The following is a 26680-nucleotide window of genomic DNA, read 5'->3' as shown; positions in this document are numbered from 1 at the left end:
TGCTGTTTCTGGCAGGAACCTTCTTCGCTGATCTGATGCTGCCGCTGGGTACAGCCGTATGGGTGCTGTATCTGGTCCCCACAGTGCTCGCCTATACGGTGCAGCGTCGCTGGGCACCGGTGATCGTGGCGGGGATGGCCACCGTTCTGATGGTGATCGGTTTCGCCTATGCCCCGGCAGGCATCGATGCGGAGGTTGCGCTGATCAATCGCGGCCTTGCCACCGCCACCAACCTGCTGCTGGCAGCGATCGGCTTCCTCTTTGTCGGCTATCGCATGCAGAACCGCCGGCAGCAGCGCCTCCGAGAGGGTGAAGCACTGCTGGCCCGCGCACTTGGCGGAGAGCTGACCCCGAACGAAACGGCGGAACGTGCCCTGCGCTTTCTGGTGGAACGCAAGGGGGCGCAGGTCGGCGCGCTGTATCTGCGCGATGGCGAGCAGTTTCGACGCGCGGCCACCTATGGGGTGCCCGCCGGTGCGGCCATACCGGACCAGATCGGTGCGGATGATGGCCTGCTGGCGGATGCTGTCCGAGAGGGTCGCAGTCATGTGCTGACACCCGTACCGGTCGGCTATCTCACCTTCGGCACCGCGCTCGGTCAGGCGGAGCCGCGCAGCATGGTCGTGGCGGTGAGTGCGGCCGACGGCCTAGCCAACGGCGTCGTCGAGCTAGGCTTCGTCCATGATACTCCAGCGAAACTGGCGGAGGTCACCGAGTTCCTTGACCTAATCTCCGGGCAGCTGGCGGTGGCGTTCCGGTCGGCGCTTTACCGCATGCGCCTGCAAGACCTGCTGGCCGAGACGCAGGCACAGGCAAGCGAGCTGCAGGCGCAGGGCGAGGAACTGCGCGCCACCAACGAGGAACTGGACGCGCAGGCGCGGCAGCTGATGACCAGCCAGGCACAGCTGGAAGATCAGCAAGCGGAGCTGGAGCGCAACAACGCCCAACTGGAGGAGCAGACCCAGTCGCTGGAGGCGCAGCGTGACGAACTGGCGCGTGCGCAGGCTTCTTTGCAAAATCAGGCAGGCGAGCTGGCGCAGGCGAGCCGGTACAAGAGCGAGTTCCTGGCCAATATGAGCCATGAGCTGCGTACGCCGCTGAATTCCCTGCTGATCATGGCGCGGCTGTTGGCGGACAATCGCGGCGGCAACCTGACGGCGGAACAGGTACGTTTCGCCGAGACGATCGAGGGATCGGGTAATGACCTGCTGGCCCTGATCAATGACATTCTCGACATCTCCAAGATCGAGGCGGGGCGGATCGACCTGCAGCCGCGCGCCGTCGACCTTGCCTCCACGGCGGAGAAGCTGCGTGGCGTGTTCGGCGTGGCGGCAGCGGACAAGGGCCTGCGGTTCGACGTCACGATGGCGCCCGGCGCCCCTCGGCAGCTGGAGACGGACCCGCAACGTCTGGAGCAGATCCTGCGTAACTTCCTGTCCAACGCGGTGAAGTTCACGGCGGAAGGTTCCGTTGGCCTGACGATTGGCGCGGGCCGGGCGCCTGGACACGTGGCGCTGACCGTGCGCGACACCGGGCCGGGCATCGCGGCCGAGCAGCAGGAGGTGATCTTCGAGGCGTTCCGACAGGCCGACGGCAGTATTAGTCGCCGCTTCGGCGGAACCGGGCTCGGCCTGTCGATCAGCCGGGAACTGGCGCGGCTGCTGGGAGGCGAGATATTGCTGGACAGCACGCCGGGGCAGGGCAGCGCGTTCACCCTGGAACTGCCGGAACGGTTCAGCGCCAGCGGCGCGGTGGAGCCGGCGCGCCCGCTCGTCAGCCGCAGCGCAGGCCCGCAGCGGATCATGCCGCAGCCCGGGCCTGCCGCCGTCGAGCAGGTTGAGGACGACCGCGGGGTACTGGCCGGCAGCAAGCGGCTGATCCTGGTGGTGGAGGATGATCCGGTCTTCGCCCGCATCCTGCGGGATCTGGTGCAGGAACTCGGCTTCCAGTGCTTGGTCGCGGGGACCGCGGACGAAGGCACGCTGCTGGCGCGGCAATATGTGCCGCACGCGGTGATCCTGGACATGAACCTGCCCGATCATACCGGCCTGTCGGTGCTGGACCGAATCAAGCGCGACGTGCGCACGCGGCACATCCCGGTCCATGTCGTGTCGGTCGACGATGATATGCAGGCGGCACTGGCCAGCGGTGCGGTCGGCTACCTGTTCAAGCCGGTCAGCCGCGACTCCTTGGTGGAGATGCTGGAAGGCCTGGAAGCGCGGATGGAGCAGCGCCTGCGCCGCGTGCTGGTGGTGGAGGACGATGCCACGCAGGCGCAGAGCATTCGCCACCTGCTTGCCAGCCGGGACGTCGAAACAGTCGAGGCGCACGACGCCGCCGAATGCCTGCGGCTGGTGGCCGAGCAGACCTTCGACTGCATGGTGATGGACCTCAACCTGCCGGACATGTCGGGCCTGCAGCTGCTGGAGAAGCTGAGCAATGACGAGGCGTTCAGCTTCCCGCCGGTGATCGTCTATACCGGACGCGACCTCAGCGGTGAGGAAGAGCTGGCGCTGCGCCGCTATTCCAAGTCGATCATCGTCAAGGGGGTGAAGTCGCCGGAACGGCTGCTGGACGAGGTGACGCTGTTCCTGCACCAGGTCGTCGCCGACCTGCCGGGCGAGCAGCAGCAGATGCTGGAACGGGCGATGGCGCGCGACGCCATGCTGGAAGGGCGGCAGGTGCTGGTGGTGGAGGACGATGTCCGCAACATCTACGCCTTGACCGGGATTCTGGAGCCGCACGGCGTGCGTCTGCGTGTGGCACGCAACGGCCGGGAGGCGATCGAAGCATTGGACAAGGCGCGGGGTGAGGGCGCCATGCCGGTCGATCTGGTCCTGATGGACATCATGATGCCGGAAATGGATGGCCTCACCGCCATGCGCCACATTCGCGCGCAGCCGCACTGGCAGAGCCTGCCGATCATCGCGTTGACGGCCAAGGCGATGGAGCGTGACCAGGCGGACTGTCTGGAAGCAGGTGCCAACGATTATCTTGCCAAGCCGTTGGACGTGGACAAGTTGCTGAGCCTGGTGCGGGTATGGATGCCGCGCTGATGGACACCGGCGATCGGCTGCGGGCGATCGAGCTCGACCTGCTGGTCGAGGCGATCTGGCGCCATTACCAGTATGATTTCCGATCTTATGCCCGTCAGTCGCTGGAGCGACGGGTGGACCGGGCCTGCGCGCATTTTGGATTGTCCAGCCTGTCGCAGTTGCAGGACCGAGTGCTGCACGATCCGTCCGTCTTTACCGCGCTGCTGTCGTTCCTGACCATTCAGGTCAGCGAGATGTTCCGTGACCCGACCTACTTCGCGGCGCTGCGGCGCGATGTCGTGCCGCATCTGCGCACCTGGCCGTCGCTGAAGGTGTGGATCGCCGGCGTTGCCAATGGGGAGGAGTTCTATTCCCTGGCCATCCTGTTTCGGGAAGAGGGTCTGGAGGACAGGACGCTGTTCTATTGCACCGACATCAGCCGGGCGGCGCTGGCGCGGGCAGAAGCGGGCATTTTCGCCACCGACCGGCTCGCCGGCTTTTCCGCGAACTATCAGGCGGCCGGCGGCAAGGGGTCGCTGGCCGACTACTATACCGCCGGGACGGGATCCGCGCGCTTCGACCCGACGCTGCGCCGCCGGGCGGTATTCGCCGACCACAATCTGGCGAGCGACGAAGTCTTTTCGGAAGTGCAGCTGATTTCCAGCCGGAACGTGCTGATCTATTTCGACCGCGCCCTGCAGGACCGGGCGCTGGACCTGTTCGCCCGGTCGCTTGGGCGCGGCGGTTTTCTGGGACTGGGGGCGAAAGAGACGCTGCACCTCTCCTCCCGCGCGGCGCTCTTCAGCGACTTCGCTCGCGACGACAAGATTTTCCGGCGCACTGCGCTGGAGCCGGCCAGCGTGCCGCCAAGGGATGTGATTGCATGACGCCAGAACCGATCCGCATCCTGGCGGTGGACGACGTTGCCGCCAATCTGACCGCGCTGGAGGCGGCGCTGGATTTGCCCGGCGTGGAACTGGTGCGCGCGGGCGGTGCGATCGAGGCGCTGGAGCAACTGCTGCACGGCGATTTCGCGCTGGCGCTGCTCGACGTGCAGATGCCGGAGATGGATGGGTTCGAGCTAGCCGAGTTGATGCGCGGGACGGAGCGGACGCGCGGCATCCCGATCATCTTCCTGACCGCCGTTGCCACTGACGAACGCCGCCGGTTCCAGGGATTCGAGGCCGGCGGGGTCGACTACCTGCTGAAGCCGCTCGACCTTACCATTCTGCGCAGCAAGGTGGCGGTGTTCGTGGAACTGGCCCGCCAACGCCATGAACTCGCGCGACAGCGTGATGAACTCGGCGCAGCGCTGGGTCGACTACGGGCGCATGGCAATAATTCGCCGCTCGCGGTGATCGAGTTGAACGCGGATGGACGGATCATCACCTGGGCCGAAGGCGCTCGGCGGCTATTCGGGCTGGAAGCGCGCACCATGCTGGGCACGCGCATTGCCGACGCGCCTTTTCTGTTGCCCGACATGCGCGAAGGCTTCCTGTCCGCCATGGCCGATCTGCTGGCGGTCGGGGACCGGCGGGAAATGCAATGCCATCGCTTCGCCCATGCCGATGGCAATGTACGGGAAGGGGAATGGTACTGCTCCTCCCTGAGCGGGCAGGCTGGCCCGGCGCGTACGCTGATGCTGCAGGTGCAGGACGTAACGGAGCGGCACCGCGCGCAGGAGACGCAGCGTCTGCTGGTCGGCGAACTGAACCACCGGGTCAAGAACACGCTGGCCACGGTGCAGGCGATGGCGGGACTGAGCCTGAAGCGCGCCCGATCGCTCGAGCAGTTCGAGGCCAATTTTACCGGGCGGTTGCAATCGCTCGCCCGTGCGCACGCACTGCTGAGTGCGACAACTTGGAGCAGCGCCAGCCTGCACCGCCTGATCTCGGATCAACTGGCTATAGGCACCGTGCCTGACGATCGGCTGAGGCTGAGTGGGCCGGACATCCATCTGCCGCCGGAAACCGCGCTGCGTTTCGCCCTGGTGCTGCATGAATTGGCGACCAACGCCCACAAATATGGTGCCCTGTCGGGTAGCAGTGGGCAGGTGGAGGTCATTTGCGAGGTGCTTGCTGGCACGCTGCAGTTCCGCTGGCACGAAAGCGGTGGCCCGATGATTGAGGCACTGGACCGGCGCGGCTTCGGCTTCGAACTGATTACCGGCAGCCTGCGCCCGTCCGGTGGCAAGGCCGACGTGGAGGTGCGACAAGACGGCCTTACCTGGCACATCGCTCTGCCGATGGAGGCGTTGACGCAAGCTACCGGCGAAGTGGAACCGCATGTGCCGACAGGTTGCGCAGCGATCGCCGCCGCCCTGCAGCCCGTAGGCGCGATCGGTCCGGGCAGCCACATTCTGATCGTAGAGGACGAGCCGCTCGTCGCCATGGAACTGGCGCTGGAGCTGGAGGAGCAGGGCTTTGTCACCGTTGGCCCCGCCACGTCCTGCGATCAGGCTTTGGCCATGATCGCGGCCGAACCGCTGGCGGCGGTCCTGTTGGACGGCAATCTGAACGGCGAGCCGGTGATTGCGGTGGCAGAGGCGCTGGTAGAACGGGGCACGCCTTTCGCCTTCGTCACCGGCTACAGCCTGGATCAGTTCCCGGCCACGTTCCATGACCGGCCGATCCTGAGCAAGCCGTTCACCCCGGCTGACCTGCGGCGAACGCTGGCCCTGCTGAACGGGGTGGAGGCAGAGGTGACTGCCTGAGCTTTCGCTGGGCAATTACCCGAAAGGATCCGCCCTCCCCGCCGCAGCGGTGAGGGCGGCCATGTCAGTGGCTGTCGCGCGGGATGCCAAAGGTTTCGGCGACCCGCTGGAACCGCTCGGTACCCTCCAAGATCGCGCCGGTTTCGAGCTGGCCCACGCTTTGGCGCTGAATCGCCTGCCACGGCGTCTGCGATGCAGGATAGGCATAGCCGCCCGCAGCCTGCAGCGCGGCGTGGCGTTCCGACAGTTCATCTGCAGACAGCAGCACGTCCGTGCGGCCTTGCTTCAGGTCGATGCGCACCCGGTCGCCCGTCCGCAGCACTGCCAGCGTGCCGCCGGCGGCGGCCTCAGGGCTGGCGTTCAGGATCGACGGGCTGCCGCTGGTGCCCGACTGGCGCCCGTCACCCAGGCACGGCAGTGCGTGGACGCCTTCCTTGATGAGATGGGCGGGCGGACGCATGTTAACCACTTCCGCCGCTCCGGGATAGCCCACGGGCCCGGCGCCGCGGATCACCAGGATAGTGCTGGCATCAATGCCGGTATCGGGATCGTCGATTCGGTGGTGGTAATCCTCCGGCCCGTCGAACACGACTACCGGCCCTTCGAACGCCTCCGGATCGGTCGGATCGGATAGGTAGCGCTCACGGAACTCGGGCGAGATCACGCTGGTCTTCATCAGCGCGGAATCGAACAGGTTGCCGTGCAGGACCATGAAGCCGGCCTCCTCCTTCAGCGGGCGGTCGAAGGGACGGATCACGTCCTCGTCCTCGATCACGGCGCCACGGCAATTGTCGCCCATGGTGCGGCCGTTCACGGTCATAGCACCTTCGTGGATCAGACCTTGGCCCATCAGTTGCGCGACAACGGCGGGAACGCCGCCTGCGCGATAGTAATCCTCGCCCAGATACTCGCCGGCAGGCTGCAGGTTAACCAGCAGCGGCACCTTATGGCCATGCTCCTGCCAATCGTCGATCGGCAGCTCCACGCCGACATGGCGGGCGATGGCAGCAAGGTGGATCGGCGCGTTGGTCGAACCGCCGATCGCCGAGTTGACGACGATAGCGTTCAGGAACGCCTCGCGCGTCATGATGTCGGATGGCTTCAGGTCTTCCGCCACCATCTCCACGATGCGCTTGCCGGTAAGGTAGGCGGATTCCTGGCGGTCACGATAGGGCGCCGGAATCGCGGCGGAGCCGGGGAGCGACATGCCCAGCGCCTCCGCCAGCGAGTTCATCGTGCTGGCGGTGCCCATCGTGTTGCAGAAGCCGGTCGACGGTGCGGAGGAGGCGACCAGGCGGATAAAGCCGACCTCGTCGATCTCGCCCGTGGCGAGCAGTTCGCGCGCCTTCCACACGATCGTGCCCGACCCGGTCCGCTGGCCCTTGTAATTGCCGTTCAGCATAGGGCCAACGGACAGGGAAATTGCGGGGATATTCACCGTGCCTGCCGCCATCAGACAGGCAGGCGTAGTCTTGTCGCAGCCGGTGGTCAGGACCACGCCGTCGAGCGGATAGCCGTACAGCACCTCCACCAGGCCTATATATGCCAGGTTCCGGTCCAGCCCGGCGGTCGGGCGCTTGCCAGTTTCCTGGATCGGATGGACCGGGAACTCCATCGCAATCCCGCCCGCCTCGCGGATGCCCTCGCGGATGCGTTCGGCCAGCACCAGGTGGTGTCGATTGCAGGGGCTGAGATCGCTGCCGGTCTGGGCGATCCCGATGATCGGCTTGCCCGACCGCAGCTCTTCCAGCGATAGGCCGTAGTTCAGGTAACGCTCCAGATAGAGCGCCGTCATGTCGACATTGTCGGAATTGTGGAACCAGGCGCGCGAGCGGAGCTGGCGCGTTGTCTTGTCTAGCATTGGGCGGGCGTCCTTAACGCGCAGTGGTTATCCGGTAGATCATGGCATGACGGTATGGCGTGCCGGGATCGACCCGAGGGGAAACAAAGGCGGACTGATTGGGCGCATCGGGGAACTTCTGCGGTTCCAGCGCGATGCCGTCACCCATGCGGTACAGGTGGCCATTCTTGCCGACCAGCGTGCCATCCAGAAAGTTACCCGCATACATCTGCACGCCCGGCTCCGTGGTCAGCACCTCCAGCACGCGGCCAGAGTGCGGATCCTCCAGACGGGCGGCAAGCTGCGGTTCGGCGGTCAGGCCCTTGTCCAGCGCCCAGTTGTGGTCGAAGCCGCGGCCATAACGGATCTGTTCGTTCGTACCGTCACGCAGGCCCCAGGCCATGTATTTGGGCTGGCGGAAGTCGAACGGTGTGCCGGCAACCGGCGCGAGTTCACCGGTGGGGATCAGGATTTCCGACACCGGAGTGTAGCGCGCGGCAGGGATGGTCAGCCGATGCCCTTCGATGCCGCCCGGCATGCCTTCACCTGCCAGATTGAAGATGGCATGATTTGTCATATTTATGACGGTCGGCTTGGTCGTCTCGGCTGTGAAGGTAATCGCCAGATTGCCTTGATTGTCGAGCGTATAGGTGACTGTCGCCGTCACCGCACCAGGATACCCGGAATCACCGTCCGGGCTGTTCAGCGTCATGACCACGCTCGGAGTTGTGCCGCTGGTGGCACTGGAGATTTGCCAGTTCTGCTTGTCGAAACCAGCTCCACCACCATGGAGGGAGTTCGTGCCGTCGTTCTGTGGCACCTGGTAGTTCTGCCCGTCTATGGAGAAGCGGCCGTTCGCGATGCGATTGGCATAGCGGCCTACGGTTACGCCGAAATAGTTGGGTGTCTCGACGTATCCGGCGGCGGTATCGTAGCCCAGCAGCACATCGGCGCGGTTGCCGTTGCGATCAGGCGCGATCAGCGATTGTAGCGTGGCGCCGTAGGTGAGGATACGGGCGGAAACGCCATTGTCGTTGGTGAGCGTGACAGCCTCTATCACGGCCCCCCCGGGCAGGCGCCCTGCCTCCTCTCGCACCATGTCGCCGGCAAGCGCCGGGGCAGTGCCCGAAAGGAACAGCGCAACCAGCGACATCATTCGCCGTGACATGGCAAGCTCCCGCATGTTCTCTCCCATCATCGTTGACTAGCCTTATCGGGCTATATAGTCGGACTAAAAAAGGCGAGGCAAGGATTTGATCGCTCCGGCGGCGGAAATCGCCGGCAGTGCAGATACAGGGAGAGTGACGCGATGGCATTGCCGACCACAGGTGCGCCTGCCGTGACAGGGGCGACGCAGCCGGGGATGAATTACCGACCGGCACTGACCTTGCTGGCCAGCCTGTTCTTCATGTGGGGCTTCATCACGGTCATCAACGGCACGCTGCTGCCGCATCTGCGATCCGTGTTCGAGCTGTCGTATTTCCAGACCACGCTGATTGAAAGCGTGTGGTTCATCGCCTACTTCTTCGCCTCCATCCCCTCGGCCAAGCTGATCGAGCGGATCGGATATCAGCGTTCGATGGTCGCCGGGCTGGGCATGATGGCGGGCGGCGCGCTGCTGATGGTACCGGCGGCGATGATCCCGTCCTACGGGGTCACCCTGTTCGCGCTGTTCGTGATCGCCAGCGGCATCACGTTGCTGCAGGTTGCGGCCAACCCGTATGTGGCGGTCGTGGGTTCGCCCGAGACGGCATCCTCTCGCCTCAACCTGGTACAGGCGTTCAACTCCGCCGGCGCGACGCTGGCTCCGCTGTTTGGCGGATACCTGATCCTTGGCCGCACGACTTCCGGCACGTCCACTGCGGGCGAGGTGGTGCTGACCGAGGCGGAGCGGCTGGCTGATGCGCAATCGGTTATCCTGCCTTACTTGATGGTGGCGGCGGTGCTGGCGGTGCTAGCGCTGGTTATCGCGCGCTTCCCGTTCCCGGCTTTGGGTGCCGCCACGCAGCGCTCGGCCAAGGAGGAGCGGCGTGGTCAGTCGCTGTGGGCGCATCGCAACTTGGTGCTCGCGATCCCGGCGATGATCGCCTACCTGCTGGCGGAGATCGGGGTCGGCAACCTGTTCATCAACTTCGTGTCGCAACCCGACATCGGCAACCTGACGCACCAGCAGGCATCCAATTACCTGTTCTTGCTATGGGGCGGCATGATGGTCGGCCGTCTGGTCGGCGCCTTTGCCATGCAGAAGATGGACCCGGCGCATGCGCTGGCGATCGCCGGGATCGGCGCGACGATCGTGATGACGATCGCCACCTTCGCATCTGGCGAGACGGCGATGTGGGCGCTGATCAGCGTGGGCCTGTTCCACTCCATCATGTTCCCGACGATCTTCACCCTCGGCATCCGTGGCCTTGGCCCGCTGACGGAGGAGGGTTCCGGACTCATCATCATGGCGATCGCTGGCGGTGCGCTGGTGGCGGTGCAGGGCGTGCTGGCGGATGCCTACGGTCTGCAATGGTCGTTCCTGCTGACGGTGGTGTGCGAGATCCTGGTGGTGCTCTACGCCGTGTGGGGTGCGCGCCCGACCAACGCCCTGCCACCGCAGCAGGTGGTCTGAAACAGCGTCACATGGTGGAGCGAAGCGTTGCGACGCTTCACTCCACCATCGAGATCCGCGTATCCTCCAGCGCCAGTTCGACCAGCTGGCGCATCGTCTCCTCCGCCGCGGCGGGATCGCCGGCAGCGATCGCGTCAGCCACCCGGGCATGATCGGGCAGCGGATTGCGCGGCAGATCACGCGCGCGCATCTTGAAGCGGGTGGTCCAGCTGACGGCGGCGCCGATGCTGGCGCTCAACACCACCAGCGCGTCATTGCCGGTGGCTTGCAGGATCGCGGTATGGAAATCGCGGTCCGCTGCCCGCCCTTCGTCCGTCGCCAAGGTATGACGGCGCATCCGGGCCAGCGCATCCTTCAGCAAGCGCACATCATCGCGCGTCCGCCGTTCCGCCGCCAGCCGCGCCGCCGCAGGCTCCACGATCGCGCGCAGTTCAAACAGGTTGCGCACGAAGCTGATATCGGGTGAGCCGCCGAAGGCCCAGGCGAGCACGTCCGGATCCAGCAGGTTCCAGCGATTGCGCGGCAGCACGCGGGTGCCCGCCTTTGGGCGGCTTTCCACCAACCCCTTCGCCGACAGAACCTGGATCGCCTCTCGATATGCGCTACGCGAGACGTCCAGCGCCTCGGAGAAGGCGACTTCGCCCGTCAGCACATCGCCGGGTTGGTATTGCCCGGAAACGATCGCGGTGCCGAGCTTGTGCGCGATCGCGCCATGCAGCCTTCGGCCGGTGCCGCGCCGTACCGGCGTGCCGACCGTTTCTGCACCCTCTTTCATGGGCTCGACACTAGGCGTTCTGCCCTCACTCTCCGTCATGGCACCTGCGTATCAAAGCTTCGCCTGCTTGCAACGGCAAACATTGCCAAGCCCGCACTCGACAGATATGTCCGAGTAAAAGATCGCTTAGGCGCTTCATTTCGATAGGTCACGTGCATGGGTCGGGTCACTTGGACATGATGCCGGCACTTGACGTGGTCTGACATTTGGACCCAATCGCTGGCAGTGTCGCAGGGGCGGCACGCCCAACAGAGGATGACCTGATGTATCTGCGCCTGCTGCAACATCGTGCCGCCGACGGTACCCGCTCCGTTATCGCAGCGCATGGGGATGAGGCCTGGTTGGTGCCCGGCGCCACCACTATCCGCGCGCTGGCCGAACAGGCGATCGGCGCCGGCAGCACGCTGACGCAGGTGGTGGACGATGCCGGCCGCGGTGAGGCGATCGATCCGGCGGCCGAGCTGGCGGCCGGGCGCATCATCGCGCCGATCGATCATGCCGATCCTGCCCATGTGCAGCTGACCGGCACGGGCCTGACGCACCTCGGCTCTGCCGAGGGACGCGACAAGATGCACCGGGAGGCGGCTGCGGCAGAGAAGCAGACCGATTCCATGCGCATGTTCCTGGAAGGGCTGGAAGGCGGCAAGCCCGCCGCCGGTGCGGTCGGCCAGCAGCCCGAATGGTTCTACAAGGGCGACGGGTCGCAGCTGGTCGGTCCCGGCGCTGCGCTGACCATGCCGCATTTCGCGCAAGATGGTGGCGAGGAGCCGGAGCTTGCCGGCATTTACCTGATCGGGCCTGACGGCACGCCGCACCGCCTTGGCCTGTGCCTCGGCAATGAATTCAGCGACCACGTGACAGAGCGGCATAATTACCTGTGGCTGGCCCATTCCAAATTGCGCCAGGCATCCCTCGGGCCGGAGCTGCTGCTCGGCCCGCCGCCCTCCCATATTGAGGGCATGAGCCGCATTCACCGCGATGGCGCGGTGCTGTGGGAAAAGCCGTTCCTGTCGGGCGAGGCGAACATGTCGCACAGCCTGGCGAACCTGGAACACCACCACTTCAAGTACGATCTGTTCCGCCGTCCGGGCGACGTACACGTCCACTTCTTTGGGACCGCGACCCTGTCGTTCAGCGATGCCGTGAAGACGCAGGAAGGCGACGAGTTCGAGATCGAGGCGGCTCCGTTCACCCTGCCGCTGCGCAATCCGCTGCGGCGGGCGGCGGCGGCAAACGTTACCGTGCGGGAGCTGTAAGTGGCCGACCCGATCCGCATCGCCATTGTTGGCGTGGGCAAGATCGCGCGCGACCAGCATCTGCCCGCCATTGCCGCCGATCCCCGGTTTGAACTGGTTGCGCTCGTCAGTCGCAGCCACGTCCATGTCGACGGCGTGCCGACGTTTGATACGCTGGACACGCTGCTGGCAGAGGGCCCGTCGATTGACGCCGTGGCGCTGTGTACCCCGCCGCAGGTCCGTTACGATTTGGCACATCAGGCGCTGGCAGGGGGGCTGCACGTCTTCCTGGAGAAGCCGCCGGGCGCTACCGTGTCGGAGGTGGCCGCGCTGCAGGCGGAGGCGGACAAGGCCGGCCGGACGCTGTTCGCCAGCTGGCACTCCCGCTTCGCCGCCGGCGTCGCGCGGGCGGAGGAGTGGCTAGCCGACAAGGCCATCACCGGTGTCACCATCACCTGGCGGGAGGATGTTCGTGTGTGGCATCCCGGTCAGCACTGGATCTGGGAAGCCGGCGGCCTGGGCGTGTTCGATCCCGGCATCAACGCCCTCTCCATCGCAACGCAAATCCTGCCGTGGCACTTCTTCTTGACGGAGGCGGTGCTTGAACGGCCGGCCAATTGCGCCAGCCCGATCGCTGCGCGCATCCAGTTCCGGTCGGGCGGCGGGGTGCCCGTCTCCGCCGATTTCGACTTCCGCCAAACCGGCCCGCAAAGCTGGGACATCGACGTGGAGACCGATGCCGGTCCGCTGCGCCTCAGCGAAGGGGGCGCGGTGCTGGTGCTGGATGGCGAGGAAATGCGCGCGCCGGACCGGGAATATCCCGGCCTTTACGCCCGCTTCGCCGAACTGGTGGCAGCCGGCCGCAGTGAAGCCGATGTACGGCCGCTGCAACTGGTTGCCGACGCATTCCTGCGGGGTGAGATCCACACGGTGGAAGAGTTCCACGACTGACCTGATACCAAAAACATACAGCGGAGAGTTACCAATGCTGAGAACCTGCCGCCGCCTCGCCACCGCGTTGCTGCTGGCCGCGACGCCGCTCGCCATCCTGTCGCCTGCCATGGCGCAGGATGCGGCGCAGCGTCCGGCTGTTCCGTCGCTTCCGGCGGCGGGAACCGCTACGATCACCGTGCGCGCGGACACGCCCGGTCCGGTCTACGACAAGCGCATCTTCACCCAGTTTGCGGAGCATCTGGGGACTGGCATCTATGGCGGGCTGTGGGTCGGCAACGATCGCGCCATCCCCAGCACGCGCGGCTTCCGCGACGATGTGATCGGCGCCCTGCGCGAGTTGCGCGTGCCGGTGGTCCGCTGGCCGGGCGGCTGCTTCGCCGACGAGTATCATTGGCGCGAGGGGATCGGGCCCAAGCGCGACCGGCCAGTCAAGATCAACACCCATTGGGGCGGCGTGACTGAGCCCAACACGGTGGGCACCCATGAGTTCATGGACTTGGTCGAACTGCTTGGCGCGGAGGCCTACGTCGCGGGCAATGTCGGCAACGGCACGCCTCAGGAAATGGCCGAGTGGATCGAATACATGACCGCGCCCGCCGGGAGCCTGGCGGACGAACGCGCGGCGAACGGCCATCCCGAACCGTGGGCAGTTCCCTACTTCGGCGTCGGCAACGAGCTATGGGGCTGCGGGGGCAATATGCGGGCAGAATATGCCGCCGACCTGACGCGCCGCTACGCCACCTTCATCAAGGCACCGCGCGGCACGCGCATCCTGAAGATCGCCGCCGGCGCCAATGTCGACGACTACAACTGGACGGAGGTGCTGATCCGGGAGGCGTCGCGCCAGATCGACGCGCTCTCGCTCCATTACTACACGGTGCCGGGCGGCTGGCCGCCGCGCGCCAGCGCGACCGACTTCGATGCGAATGGCTGGGCGCTGACGCTGGCCGAGGCATATCGGATGGACGACCTCATCACCCGGCACACGGCCATCATGGATCGGTACGATCCCGACAAGCGCATCTGGCTGGCAGTGGATGAATGGGGCACCTGGTATGCGCAGGACCCTGGTACCACGCCCGGCTTCCTGCGGCAGCAGAACACGCTACGCGATGCGCTGGTCGCTGCCATCCACCTCAACATCTTCGCCAAGCATGCCGACCGGGTGAAGATGTCTGCGATAGCGCAGATGGTGAACGTGCTGCAGGCCATGATCCTGACCGACGGTCCGAAGATGGTGCTGACGCCGACCTATCATGTCTTCCACATGTACCGCGACTACATGGACGGAAACGTGCTGCCGGTGGAGGTGCAGTCGCCCTACTATGCTGCCGGCGCCTCCATCCTGCCGGCGGTCAGCGCCTCAGCGGTCCGCGGCACTGATGGCGTTGTGCATATGGGGCTGGCGAATGCTGATCCCGACCGCCCATCCACCGTCACCGTCCGGCTGCAGGGTTTGCAGGCGGGCACCGCCAGCGGCCGGGTATTGACCGCTGACACAATGACGGCGCTGAACACGTTCGACGCGCCGGAAGCGGTGCAGCCAGCCGCGTTCAGCGGCGCGAGTGTGCAGGGCGATACGTTGACGGTGACGCTGCCGGCCAAGTCGGTGGTGATGCTGGACCTGCGCTGATGCGCGCAGGTCTTGCCGCAGCGCTGCTGGCATGGCTCGCCTGCCCGGCCGCGGCGCAGGAGACTGCGGTGCCGTTGGCGCCCGGCGTGCCGACCGGCGATGTCGCGCCGGTGCACGACCCGGTGGTCATCCGTGAAGGGGACACATACTACGTCTTCGCCACGGGACGCAGGCGCGGGCAGGAGGGGTTCGTGCCGAGCCTCACTTCGCCCGACCTGCGACAATGGACTGCAGGGCCATCGCTGATCGCCGAGCTGCCCGCCTGGGCGACGCAGGCGGTGCCCAAGGCGCGGGACCTGTGGGCGCCCGACATCAGCTACGTCAATGGGCGGTATAGGCTGTACTATTCGGTGTCGTCTTTCGGCTCCAACCAATCGGCCATCGGCCTTGCCACCAGCGCTACGCTGGACCCGAAAAGTCCTGATTATGGCTGGCGGGACGAGGGGTTGGTGGTGCAGTCCACGCCGCAGTCCGACTTTAACGCCATCGATCCCAACTTCGTGGTGGATCGGGATGGCGATCACTGGCTGGCGCTGGGCAGTTTCTGGACGGGGCTGAAGCTCTTCCGGCTGGATTCCGCCACTGGCAAGCCGGCCGATACCACGGCGGAGCCGATCGCCATCGCCCGCCGCCCGGCACCTGCGGGCGGGCCGGCGCCGGTGGAGGCGCCATTCATCATCGATCACGGTGGCTGGTACTGGCTGATCGCGTCATACGATTACTGCTGCAAGGGCGCTAACAGCACCTACTACACCGTGGTCGGCCGCGCGCAGGAGATCACCGGGCCCTACCTGGGCAAGGACGGCTCCAGCATGCTGGAGGGCGGGGGCACGATTCTGCTGCGCGCCGACCTGCCGGAACAGGAGCGATTTCGCGGCCCTGGTCATGCCGGCGCGATGCGCGACGTGGACGGAACCGACGTCCTGGTCTGGCACGCTTACGACAAGCAGAACAATGGCATCCCGACGCTGCAGGTCGGCCGCATCGCTTGGGGCGAGGATGGCTGGCCGCAGGTGATCGGGATCGACGACAAGGGAGAGAGCGAATGATCCATCTGACCCGCCGGCTGTTCCTGGCCGGCAGCACGGCCAGCGGCCTTGCCGCCTGTACCACGATGCCCGACGGGCGGGGTGCCGTCGCCGGCAATCCGCTGGTACGCAACCGTGCCGACGCGCAGGTCTTCCGCCACACGGATGGCATGTACTACATGACCGGTTCGGTGCCCGAGTATGACCGCCTGGTGCTGCGCCGCGCCGCCACCATCGCGGGCCTCGCCACGGCGGAGGAGCGGGTGCTGTGGCACCATCAGGCGAGCGGGCCGATGTCCGGCTTCCTGTGGGCGCCCGAACTGCACTGGGTCGACGGCAAGTGGGTGATGTATTTCGCTGCCGGGCCAGCCGGCGGCGGGGAGGACCCTTTCCGCATCCGCACCTATGCCGTCGCCACCGACAGCGCCGATGCCATGGCAGGCGACTTCACTGTCCTTGGGCAGTTGCAAACCCCGTGGGACAGCTTCAACCTCGACAGCACGATCTTCCACCATCGCGGCACCCGCTACATGGCGTGGGCGCAGAAGGAGCCGGGGATCGATACCAATTCCAACCTCTATCTCGCGCCGATGGCCAGCCCGCTGACCTTTGCCGCGCCGCCGGCGCGCCTGACCGTGCCGACGCTGCCGTGGGAGGTGCGCGGCTACAAGGTGGCGGAGGCACCGGCGATCCTGGCCCGGAACGGCCGCCTGTTCATGACCTACAGCGCCAGCGCGACCGATGACCGCTATTGCCTAGGCCTGCTGACCGCGCGCGACGATGCCGACATCATGGATCCGGCCGTTTGGACCAAGTCGCCGGAGCCGGTGTTCCGCTCCAGCCCGGAAAACAGCGTGTACGGTCCGGGGCACAACAGCTTCACCGTAGATGCGGCGGGGCGTGACGTGCTGGTCTATCACGGACGCGACTACCGGGAGATCGAGGGCGATCCGCTGCTCGACCCCAATCGCCACACGCGGGTGCAGTACTTCACCTACAGCGCCGATGGTGTGCCGCAATTTGGCGCTCCTGTGGCGAACGGGCCGCTGCCCGCCAGCCTGGGCGCGTGACGATGGCGCTGGACCGGCGAACCCTGCTGCGGGCAGGGGGCGCCGGGGCCGGCGCCATGGCGATGACTTCGATGACGACAGGCGCGCAGGTGCCCGCCGCCGCCGCTACGCTGGCGCCGACCCCGCCAATGGGCTGGAACAGCTGGAACAGCTTTGCCACCACCATCACGGAGGAGCAGGCGCTGGAAACAGCCCGCATCATGGCGGACAAGCTGCTGCCGGCGGGCTACGACGTGTTCACCGTCGATATCCAGTGGTATGAGCCGGACGCGCGCAGCTACACCTACAATGCCCGGCCGCAGCCCGCGATGGATCGCTGGGGTCGGTTGCAGCCCGCGCCCAACCGCTTCCCCTCCGCCGCGGATGGCAGCGGTTTCGCCCGGCTGGCGGAGCAGGTCCATGCGCTGGGCCTGCGCTTCGGCATCCACGTCATGCGCGGCATCCCGCGCGCCGCAGTGATGCAGAACCTGCCGGTGTTCGGCAGTAGCGGCGTGCGCGCGGCGGAGATCGCCGATACCTCCAGCATCTGTTCGTGGAACCCGGACATGTACGGCGTCGCCATGGGCCGTCCCGGCGCGCAGGACTGGTATGACGGGATCTTCCGGCAATATGCCGAGTGGGGCGTCGACTTCATAAAGATGGATGACATGAGCCGCCCGTATGACGCGCATGCGGCGGAGATCGAGGCGGCGCACCGGGCCATCGACCGGGCCGGGCGACCCATCGTGCTGAGCCTTTCACCGGGGGAGACGCCGGTGACGCGCGCCGACCATGTGCGCCGCCACGCGCAGATGTGGCGCATCTCCGACGATTTCTGGGATGACTGGGGCATGCTGGAGGCGCAGTTCACCCGGCTGGAGAATTGGCACCCGCATGTCGCGCCGGGTAGCTGGCCCGATGCCGACATGCTGCCGCTGGGGCGCCTCGCGCTCGGGGAGCGGGATACCCGCTTCACCCCGGCGGAGCAGCGGACGCTGATGACGCTGTGGGCGATCGCCCGCAGTCCGCTCATCATGGGCGGGGATCTGCGCCACCTCGACGATGCCACGCTGGCGCTGTTGACCAACCCCGCAGTGATCGCGCTGAACCAGTCCAGCCACGACAATCGTCCGCACTTTCTGAAGGACGGCTTGCGCGTGTGGACCGCGCGCAGTGCCGACGGAGTGCATGCGTGGCTCGCCGTGTTCAACTTGGACAAGGAGCCGCAAGATTTGTCGGTTGCGCTGACGGATGTGGGGCTGAGCGCGGCAAAGAGCGCCACCGACATATGGGCCAGCACCGCGCTGCCGATCGCGGAAGGTCGGCTTGGCAAGCGGGTCGAGCCGCATGGGGCATTGCTGCTGCGCCTGGTTTGAAGACTTACGCACGTCCCACAGCCAGTTCGACGATTTCTCTTCCTGCTGCAGAACGGCTTGCGAGCGGCTCAAATCGGTCGTAGTTGTCCGAGTAATGAAAGGCTCAAAAGTAGCCATTAGGGAGAGAGACATGATCGAGAGAGCTTCGCTGCTGCTGTCTGCGTCTGCGTGCGCGTTGGTGCTGGCCAACCCGGCTCTGGCGCAGCAGGCATCCCAACCATCCCCCGCCACTGGCAGCACCGCACGGACGGAAAATGACACGGCGCCGCAGGCTCAGGGCGAAGAGATCGTCGTCACCGGCGTACGCGCCAGCCTTGTCGGGGCATTGAATGTGAAGCGCGAATCCGTGCAGATCGTCGATTCGGTTGTGTCAGAAGACATCGGTAAATTGCCGGACAATAACGTGATCGAGGCGCTGCAGCGGATCACCGGCGTGCAGGTCACCAACCGCGGCTCCGGCGAAGCGCAGGGCATCTCAATCCGCGGGCTGGGCGATGCGCTGACCACACAGAACGGGCGCAACATCTTCACCGCTTCGGGCCGCTCATTCTCGCTGGCGGACATCCCCGCGAACCTCGTCTCGCGGATCGATGTCTACAAAACGCGTTCCGCCAGCCAGATCGAGAGCGGCATCGCCGGGCAGATCGACGTGTTCACCCGCCGCCCATTCGATTTCGACGGCTTCGCCATCAGCGGCTTGGCCCGCGGCATCTATCTGGAGCAGGACGAAAGCATCAACCCGAACCTCAGCGCCCTGGTCAGTGACCGGTGGGAAACGGGGATCGGCGAAGTGGGCCTGCTGGTCAGCGGGTCGTACTGGAAGAACAACTTCCGTGAACAGAGCATCACCGCCGGCGCGATGGTGCCGTTCGTAACGGAGAATCCACCGCCCGCCACCGGGTTCACCCCGCTGCAGCGCGTGTTCCCCGAAACTGGCGCATGGCAGCCGGGCACTGAACGGGGCCTGCCGACGGAGGCGGGCTCCACCTTCCGGCTGCGTGGGGTGGACACGCCATACTATCTGTCGCGTGACGCCGTGTTCAGCCCGGATGTGCAGGGTGAACGGGAGCGGCCGGCGGTCAGCGCCGCGCTGCAATGGTCGCCTAACAGCACCTCCACCTACACGGCGGAGTTCTTCTGGAACCGGTTCGAGCAGACCACGATGAACAGTCTGTTCTTCTCCTTCGTGGACTGGTGGCAGGATCTGGGGCCTAACCCCGGCTCCACTTTCGAGCTATTCGACGGGACCAACATCATCAAGTCACGCACGGTCGGCAGCGTTTTCGGGTTCCAGAGCGGCGACTACACCAAGAGCCGCACCGACAGCTTCGTCTATGCGCTGAACGGCCGTTGGGAGACGGGTGACACCGGCTACGTCACGGCCGACCTGTCGTACCAGAACAGCGAGTTCAACACGCAGTTTCTGGCCATGCGCCTGAACCGCGTGGCGAACGAGATCAACGTCGACTTCAACGAACGGGACGGCTTCCCGGCTTACAATTTTGACGACAATTCGCTTCTGCTCGACCCCGCGCAGTGGACCGTTGGAGAGTTCTACGACAACGCCAACCGGTCCAGGGGCAGCGCTTTCACCGCGCATCTCGACACCATGCAGGAGTTCGAGCAGTTCTTCGACGGTGAGATCCGCTTCGGCGTCCGCTACGACGATCGCAAGGCGATGGACTCCGTCCGGACGCAGGATGCGCCCGCGCTGACCCGCGCCGGCGTCACGCCGACCGCTCCGCGTATTCCCGTCCGCTTCAACGAACTGACCCCGGACCTGCAGCAGACCAATTCGGACTTCTTCCAGGGCCGGGCCAACGTGCCGACATCCTGGCTGGTCCCCAATGGTCAGTTCATCTACGACAATACCGATCTCGTGCGTGAGCTATACCGTTCCAGTGTTGATCCCGGTATCCTGCTTACCGACGCCCTGACCATGGTCGATGTTTTTGACATCAATGAGAAGAACATGGCCGCCTATCTGCAGCTCGATACGGAGATCGACCTGTTCGGTGCCCCGATGCTGGTGCAGGGTGGCGTGCGGTACGTGAAGGTGGACAGGGATCTTACCTTTACCGATCGGGTGACTGGCATCGTCACCGATGCGGAAGCCAGCACCGACGCGGTCCTGCCATCGCTGACCCTGCGCTGGGATATCACGCCAGAGCTCCGTGTTCGGTTCAATTATGGCGAAACGCTGCGCCAGCCGGCGTTCGGCGAGTTGAACCCGTTCCCGCAGCTCGTCGGCGATCTTACCGGCATCGGCCGTGGCAGCGGTACCAGCGGCAACGCCAATCTGCAGCCGACCACCTCCAAGAATTACGACATCGGCATCGAATATTACTTCAATCGCAGCACCGGTATCTTCGGTACGCTGTTCCGGCGGGAGATCGACGGTCTGGTGGTCCCGTTCACGTCTGTTCTGACCATTCCCGGCACCGGCCTCAACACCAACGTGTTCGCCGTCACCCGGCCGGAGAACGCCAGCAACGGCGTGCTGGAAGGGGCGGAGCTCGGGTTCATCCTGTTCCCGGAGCTGCCAGGCGTGCTGAACGGCCTGGGCGCACAGGGTAGCCTGACGATCCTGGATTCCAACCAGAACATCCCGCTGACCGATTCCGCCGGCAATGTGGTGGGGGAAGACGAGAGCTCGTTCTTCGGCGTGTCCGACCTGTCGTACAACGTCACCCTGGCTTACGATCGCGGCCCGGTGGGCGCGCGGCTCAGCTATGTCTGGCGCGAGGCGTTCCTCAGTAACAACGAGGCGCGCCTGTTCGCCAATCCGATCGGGGTGTGGCGCCGGCCGGAAAGCAGCCTGGACTTCCAGTTGACCGTCGCAGTCACGGATGAGCTGGGGGTCACCTTCGATGCGGTGAACCTGACGCAGGAACTGCAGCAGAGCTACTACAAGTTCGAGGATGCCGGTGGGCAGGACACCCACAATCTGGGTACCACGCTGCTGCCGCGCACCTTTGCGCTGGGGGTGCGCTACACCTTCGACTGACGGCGACGGCGACCGGGCCAGCACGGGCGACAGATCCTGCGCGGCCCGACATGGGAGAAGCCTGATGAGGAAGCTTGCGGCCGGTACGGCCACCGCGCTGCTGTTCGCCCTGGCGGCATGCGGCGGAGACGACGACACCTATGACGGGGACAGCCTGCTGGTCGCCCCGACACCTACGCCGGCGCCGGCACCCCTGCCATCACCTTCCTCGTCGCCTTCGCCGGCTCCATCGCCTTCGCCATCGGGCACGCTGGCGCTGACGGGGGCCACCGGTCCCGTGCACGATCCTGCGATCCTGAACGATAACGGCACGTTCTACCTGTTCGCGACCGGTAACAATGGCGACCGGGAAGGGCTGCTGGCGCTGCGCACCTCACCCAACCTGACCGACTGGACGCTGCATGGTGGCAGCTACACCGCGCTGCCCGCCTGGACGGCGACCGAGGTGCCGGGCACCGGGGGCATGTGGGCCCCTGATATCGTGAAGGTCGGCGGTGAGTACCGGCTGTATTACTCCATCTCGCGCTTTGGCGAGAACCGCTCCGCCATCGGCATGGCGGTCGCCACCTCGATCAATCCGGCGGCGCCCGCGACCACATGGCAGGATCGCGGGCCGGTGATCCAGTCGCGCAGCAGCGACAATTACAACGCCATCGATCCGGCGGTCTTCACCGACGCCGATGGCCGCATGTGGATGGCGTTCGGCAGCTTCTGGACCGGGATCAAGCTGATCGAACTCGATCCCGCGACCGGCATGCGCCGCGCTGGCGACACGATCCGGTCCATCGCCTCGCGTCCGTTTCCCGGCGCGGTGGAGGCTCCCTTCGTAGTCAGGCGTGGCGGGTTCTATTACCTGTTCGTGTCGTTCGACGCCTGCTGTCAGGGCGCGGCCAGCACGTACAACACCCGCGTCGGCCGATCGGCCAGTCCGACTGGACCATATCTTGACCGGGACGGCCGCTCGATGATGGATGGCGGTGGAACGGTGGTGCTCGAAAGCGGGCAGGGCACCGGCAGCCGTTACGTCGGGCGGGGCCATGTGGCGGTGGTCGCCAATGGTGGTCAGGATTACATCGTCCATCACGCCTACGACACCACGCGGAACGGATTTCCGGTGCTGCAGATTCAGCGGCTTGATTGGGCGGACGGCTGGCCGGTCGCGCGATAGTCGCAGCGGCCCCCTTGCGGATCGCTGCGCCCTTGCGGCATGGCGGCAGCACGACAATGGCAAGAGGATGGTCGATGGCACAGGTGCAATTGGGCGAGCCGGAGGTCGTGTGGGACCTCGGTGCAACGCTGGGCGAGGGGCCGGTCTGGGTCGACAGCGATCCCATCGGTTCCGGCGGTGCGCTGTGGTTCGTTGATATCAAGGCGCCGGCCGTCCACCGCTATGACCCCGCGACCGGTGACCGGCGCAGCTGGCCCGCTCCGGCGCCCGTCGGTTTCTGCCTGCCTGCCGCGGATGGCAGCTTCATTGCCGGGCTGAAGACCGGGCTCGCCCGGTTCGATCCTGTGGACGGCACCTTTACCCCGTTGCACGATCCGGAACCGGACCTGCCGGATAACCGCCTGAACGACGGCCATGTGGACCAGCAGGGTCGCCTGTGGTTCGGCACCATGCACGATCCGGAAGACGAGGCGAGCGGGCGCATATACCGATATGATGGTACGCGGACCATCGCGGTCAGCGATCCCGTGATCGTCAGCAATGGTCCCGCGGTCAGCCCGGAGGGCGGCACGCTGTACCATGTGGATACGCTGGGCAGCACCATCTACGCCGCCGAGCTCGCGCCGGATGGGACCGTGGGGACGGAGCGGGTGTTCGTCCGCATCGAACAGGGCGGTGGCTTCCCCGATGGTGTGATCGTAGATGCGGCCGGATGCGTGTGGGTCGGACTGTTCGGCGGTGGGCAGATCCGCCGCTATTCGCCTGCGGGCGACCTGATGGAGGCAATCCCGCTGCCGGTCAGCGCCATCACCAAGGTCGCGTTCGGCGGCGTGGACGGGCGCACCCTGTTCGCCACCACCGCCAGCGTCCACCTGGATGCGGAGGGGCGCGCGCGTGAACCGCTGGCGGGGCACCTGTTCGCGTTGCCGGTGGACGTCACCGGTTTGCCGCCCGTGCGGATCGCCCTTCCTGCCTGAGCCCAGGCTGTTCTGAAGCCGGACGCGCGCGGCAACAAAGCGCTTTGCGCCGCGCCGTCCGTCGCCCATACTGCTGCCGTTCGCTTGTGCGAGGGCTGGGGGGTCTGGGATGCGGGGGCTTTCTGTTGGCGCGGCGTGCCTGTTGGGCACCCTGGTTCCGTTACCTGTCCTGGCAGAGACGGTCAGCGGTACGCTGGCGAGTGGCGATGCGACGCTGGAAAGCGGTGAGTTCTACGACACCTACGACATCTCGGGTCAGGCCGGCGATGCCGTCACCATCACGCTCAGCTCGGGCGATTTCGATGCCTACGTCTTCGTGCGTGGGCCGCAAGATGCGGAATTCAGCAACGACGATGCAAATGACGGTACCAGCGACGCCGGGCTGACCTTCACCTTGCCGGCGAGCGGGACGTATCAGGTCTTCGTCACGTCCTATGCCAGTGGCGAGACCGGCAGCTATCAGCTGGAAACCACGGTGGGCTCGAGCGTCGGGCCGGAACAGGCGACGGCCCCTTCCGGTACCGGCACCCTGCGGGCGGGCGATGCGGTGCAGGGCGCACTGGCGACCGGTGATGCCACGCTGGAAAGCGGCGAGTTCGTTGATGTCTACACTCTGTCCGGTACGCCGGGCAGCCGGCTGATGCTGACGATGCGATCGGATGCGGTCGATACGTTCCTGCAGGCGTCGGACGGGGGCGAGTACCAGGTCTTCAACGACGATGCGCCGGGTGGCGGCGGCAACAGCGAACTGGAGGTGCAGTTCCCCGCCAGTGGACGGCTGGACCTGTGGGCCACCAGCTACGCCGCGGGCGAACAGGGCGCCTATACGCTGACGGCGCAGGCGACGGGCGACGTGGCGCCGGTGACTGGCGGCGCGCGGCTGGCGCTGGGATCGTCGGTCGCCGGAACCCTGCCGGGATCAGCCAGCTACACGCTGGAGGGCCGGGCCGGACAGGTAGTCCGCCTCTCGCTCAGCTCCGATGCGTTCGACCCGACCGTTGCGCTGAGCGGGCCGGGCGGCTTTTCCGCCAGCAACGATGACGATCCCGCGGGCGACACGCTGAACAGCCTGCTGGAGGTCACGCTGCCGGAAAGCGGCGCCTACCAGGTCACGGTCGGCACCTACGCCGACGGGGGCAGCGGCGCTTACCGGCTGGCGGCTGAGAATGGGACGACCGTCGCCGCGACACCGCCTGCCGCGACGCTGGCCCTGGGCCGTGCGGTTACGGGATCGTTGGTGGAGGGGGATCAGACCTTCTCCAGCGGCGAGTACCAGGATCGGTTCAGCTTCTCCGGTCGCCGGGGGGACCGGCTGGTGTTCGACATGCAGTCGGGCGATTTCGACACCTTCCTGTCGCTCTACCTGCCCGATGGCGCGATCGAGACCAATGACGATCGTGCCGGCAATGATGGCACCGACAGCCGTCTGGCGATTACCCTGCCGCAGGATGGCACTTACGAGATTGCCGCCACCAGCTACGCCGCGGGGGAAACGGGCGGCTATACCCTGCGGATGGAGCGGGACAGCGGCACTGTCGTGGCCGATGTGGGCGCGGGTGCCGGGCGGGTCTTCCTGCTCAGCGTAGGGGTCGCCGACTACAACCGCATGAACCCGCTGACGCTGACCGATGGCGACGCGGCCAAGCTGACGCAGACCTTGCAGACTGGCGGCGTGCTGGCGCCCGGCAGCGTGACCCTGCTGAACGCGGAGGCGACGCGCGGCGCGGTGCAGCAGGCGTTCGGCCGGATCGCGGCGCAGATCGGGCCGGACGACCTGTTCCTGATGTTCTTCTCCGGCCATGGCAGCAAGGAGAACGTCGACACGATCATGGAAGGCGATGGCAGCGCCGAGACGATCGAGCTGTATGATGCCGCCCTGCGCGATTACGAGCTGGCGCAATTGTTCGACCAGATCCCGGCACGCAGCCTGCTGGTGCTGGACAGCTGTTTTTCAGGCGGGTTCGACAATGTCATCAAGCGGCGCACGGGCCGCATGGGCATCTTCAGTTCGGACAGCGATCTCACCAGCCTGGTGGCCGACAAGTTCCAGGCCGGCGGCTACATCTCCATGATCCTGCAGCAGGCCCTGAGTGGCCATGCCGACGGGGACGCCAACGGCGCGCTGACGGCGGGTGAACTGTCCGAATACATGCGCAGCACATTCTACCGCATTGCGCTGACCGATGATCTGTCGGTCAGCGTGCACGACCGGGACGTGCGGCAGGTCGGCAATGGACACCAGCATATCCTGGTGGATCGGGGCGGGGACGGGATGGCGTACGAACAGGTATTGCTGCGCGTCGGCCAGCCGCGTCTCGCGGCGCGCTGATCAGGCGAGCTGGCGGACTGCGGCCTCGAACAGGGCGCGGCCGTCAGTGCCGCCATGATCGTCCTCCACCGCGCGTTCGGGGTGGGGCATCATGCCCAGCACATTACCCGCGTCGTTCAGCACGCCGGCAATGTCCCGCTGCGACCCGTTGCAGGTTTCCACGTAGCGGAATGCCACGCGACCTTCGCCTTCCAGCCGGTCGAGCGTATCCTCGTCCGCGAAGTAATTGCCGTCGTGGTGCGCCACCGGAATACGGATCTGCTGACCCTGCTGGTACCCGGCGGTGAACAGCGACTGGCTGTTTTCCACCATCAGCGGAACGGTCCTGCAGATGAAGGTCTGGCCGGCATTGCGCAGCAGCGCACCCGGCAGCAGCCCAGCTTCCGTCAGCACCTGGAACCCGTTGCAGACTCCCAGCACCGGCACGCCGCAGCCCGCCGCCTCCACCACCGCGCGCATGATCGGACTGGTCGCGGCCATGGCGCCGCTGCGCAGATAATCGCCATAGGAAAAGCCGCCGGGCAACGCGATCAGGTCAAGTCTGTCGGGCAGGATGGCGTCGCCGTGCCACACCCGAAGCGGGGCAGTGCCGCTGACCTTCTCCAGCGCGACGGCCATGTCGCGGTCGCAATTGGATCCAGGGAAGGTGATGACGGCGGTGCGCATCAGGCGCGCTCCACCCGGTAGTTTTCCACCACGCCGTTCGCCAGCAGGCGGCGGCACATCTCGTCCAGCACCTCGTCGCTGGTGTCGTCCGCCACGTCCAGTTCGATCAGCCGGCCGACGCGTACGTCATGGACCCCCGTGAAACCCAGCCCTTCCAGCGCATGGTGAACGGCACGGCCCTGCGGATCGAGCACGCCGGGCTTCAGGCTGACATGGACGCGGACCTTCATGGATCAAACTTTCCCGCTGCTGCAGATATGCGCCTGCGCCTATCGCGG

General features: G+C 66.0%; 18 protein-coding genes and 1 pseudogene. 14 read left to right on the top strand and 5 right to left on the bottom strand.

Annotated features, from left to right (window positions below; genetic code table 11):
- The first annotated feature begins 35 nt into the window (after nucleotides 1-35).
- The 3 genes from V5740_RS06795 to V5740_RS06785 are packed head-to-tail and all read left to right on the top strand — an operon-like array spanning nucleotide 36 to nucleotide 5748.
- Nucleotides 36-3056, top strand: coding sequence for a response regulator (locus tag V5740_RS06795; RefSeq protein WP_347304306.1), 3021 nt, complete (start codon nucleotides 36-38; stop codon nucleotides 3054-3056).
- Nucleotides 3041-3922, top strand: a complete 882-nt coding sequence (locus tag V5740_RS06790; RefSeq protein WP_347304305.1) for a CheR family methyltransferase — start codon at nucleotides 3041-3043, stop codon at nucleotides 3920-3922. The genes V5740_RS06795 and V5740_RS06790 overlap by 16 nt, the downstream gene beginning before the upstream one ends.
- Nucleotides 3919-5748 carry a response regulator gene (locus V5740_RS06785; protein WP_347304304.1) on the top strand — a complete coding sequence of 610 codons (1830 nt, stop codon included), beginning with the start codon at nucleotides 3919-3921 and terminating at the stop codon, nucleotides 5746-5748. The genes V5740_RS06790 and V5740_RS06785 overlap by 4 nt, the downstream gene beginning before the upstream one ends.
- A 64-nt stretch (nucleotides 5749-5812) precedes the next feature.
- Here the strand turns inward: V5740_RS06785 and V5740_RS06780 are convergent, their stop codons facing one another.
- Both V5740_RS06780 and V5740_RS06775 read right to left on the bottom strand, forming a co-directional pair.
- Nucleotides 5813-7609 (bottom strand): IlvD/Edd family dehydratase, encoded by a 1797-nt coding sequence (locus V5740_RS06780; RefSeq protein ID WP_347304303.1) that lies wholly within the window; start codon nucleotides 7607-7609, stop codon nucleotides 5813-5815.
- 13 nt (nucleotides 7610-7622) lie between these two features.
- Nucleotides 7623-8741: an aldose epimerase family protein gene (locus tag V5740_RS06775; protein WP_347304464.1), complete on the bottom strand. Its 1119-nt coding sequence runs from the start codon at nucleotides 8739-8741 to the stop codon at nucleotides 7623-7625.
- A gap of 210 nt (nucleotides 8742-8951) precedes the next feature.
- On the opposite strand from V5740_RS06775, the gene V5740_RS06770 reads away from it, so the two are divergent.
- Nucleotides 8952-10205 carry a sugar MFS transporter gene (locus V5740_RS06770; protein WP_347304463.1) on the top strand — a complete coding sequence of 418 codons (1254 nt, stop codon included), beginning with the start codon at nucleotides 8952-8954 and terminating at the stop codon, nucleotides 10203-10205.
- 37 nt (nucleotides 10206-10242) lie between these two features.
- On the opposite strand, the gene V5740_RS06765 is transcribed toward V5740_RS06770, so the two are convergent.
- Nucleotides 10243-10980, bottom strand: a complete 738-nt coding sequence (locus V5740_RS06765; protein WP_347304302.1) for a FadR/GntR family transcriptional regulator — start codon at nucleotides 10978-10980, stop codon at nucleotides 10243-10245.
- Between the two features lie 263 nt (nucleotides 10981-11243).
- Between V5740_RS06765 and araD1 the strand changes: the two genes are divergently transcribed.
- From araD1 to V5740_RS06715, 10 genes and pseudogenes are all read left to right on the top strand, one after another.
- On the top strand, nucleotides 11244-12236 hold the full coding sequence (araD1, locus tag V5740_RS06760) for an AraD1 family protein (RefSeq protein WP_347304301.1): 993 nt from the start codon (nucleotides 11244-11246) through the stop codon (nucleotides 12234-12236).
- Entirely contained in the window at nucleotides 12237-13166 is a 930-nt protein-coding gene (locus V5740_RS06755; RefSeq protein WP_347304300.1) for a Gfo/Idh/MocA family oxidoreductase, read from the top strand.
- A gap of 34 nt (nucleotides 13167-13200) precedes the next feature.
- Nucleotides 13201-14802, top strand: a complete 1602-nt coding sequence (locus V5740_RS06750) for an alpha-N-arabinofuranosidase (protein ID WP_347304299.1) — start codon at nucleotides 13201-13203, stop codon at nucleotides 14800-14802.
- Entirely contained in the window at nucleotides 14802-15851 is a 1050-nt protein-coding gene (locus tag V5740_RS06745; RefSeq protein WP_347304298.1) for an arabinan endo-1,5-alpha-L-arabinosidase, read from the top strand. Before V5740_RS06750 ends, V5740_RS06745 begins: the two co-directional genes overlap by 1 nt.
- A pseudogene (locus tag V5740_RS06740) lies at nucleotides 15848-16882 on the top strand (family 43 glycosylhydrolase); the annotation flags it as partial. The gene V5740_RS06745 and the pseudogene V5740_RS06740, both read left to right, overlap by 4 nt.
- A gap of 74 nt (nucleotides 16883-16956) precedes the next feature.
- The gene (locus V5740_RS06735; RefSeq protein ID WP_347304462.1) at nucleotides 16957-18255 is read left to right on the top strand and encodes a glycoside hydrolase family 27 protein; all 1299 of its coding nucleotides are present in this window, start codon (nucleotides 16957-16959) and stop codon (nucleotides 18253-18255) included.
- Between the two features lie 130 nt (nucleotides 18256-18385).
- Complete coding sequence (locus V5740_RS06730; RefSeq protein WP_347304297.1) at nucleotides 18386-21262, top strand: TonB-dependent receptor; 2877 nt, start codon at nucleotides 18386-18388, stop codon at nucleotides 21260-21262.
- Between the two features lie 64 nt (nucleotides 21263-21326).
- Nucleotides 21327-22430: an arabinan endo-1,5-alpha-L-arabinosidase gene (locus V5740_RS06725; RefSeq protein WP_347304296.1), complete on the top strand. Its 1104-nt coding sequence runs from the start codon at nucleotides 21327-21329 to the stop codon at nucleotides 22428-22430.
- Between the two features lie 74 nt (nucleotides 22431-22504).
- Complete coding sequence (locus V5740_RS06720) at nucleotides 22505-23407, top strand: SMP-30/gluconolactonase/LRE family protein (protein ID WP_347304295.1); 903 nt, start codon at nucleotides 22505-22507, stop codon at nucleotides 23405-23407.
- A gap of 142 nt (nucleotides 23408-23549) precedes the next feature.
- Nucleotides 23550-25736, top strand: a complete 2187-nt coding sequence (locus tag V5740_RS06715) for a pre-peptidase C-terminal domain-containing protein (RefSeq protein WP_347304294.1) — start codon at nucleotides 23550-23552, stop codon at nucleotides 25734-25736.
- Here the strand turns inward: V5740_RS06715 and purQ are convergent, their stop codons facing one another.
- Together purQ and purS are read right to left on the bottom strand one after the other, a co-directional pair.
- Nucleotides 25737-26402, bottom strand: coding sequence for a phosphoribosylformylglycinamidine synthase subunit PurQ (purQ, locus tag V5740_RS06710; protein ID WP_347304293.1), 666 nt, complete (start codon nucleotides 26400-26402; stop codon nucleotides 25737-25739).
- Complete coding sequence (gene purS / locus V5740_RS06705; RefSeq protein WP_347304292.1) at nucleotides 26402-26632, bottom strand: phosphoribosylformylglycinamidine synthase subunit PurS; 231 nt, start codon at nucleotides 26630-26632, stop codon at nucleotides 26402-26404. Before purS ends, purQ begins: the two co-directional genes overlap by 1 nt.
- Nucleotides 26633-26680: the final 48 nt, after the last annotated feature.

The organism is Croceibacterium sp. TMG7-5b_MA50, from assembly GCF_039830145.1.
Taxonomy (GTDB): domain Bacteria; phylum Pseudomonadota; class Alphaproteobacteria; order Sphingomonadales; family Sphingomonadaceae; genus Croceibacterium.
Note: the sequence above shows the minus strand (reverse complement) of the source record. Positions and strands in the feature narration are given on the sequence as shown.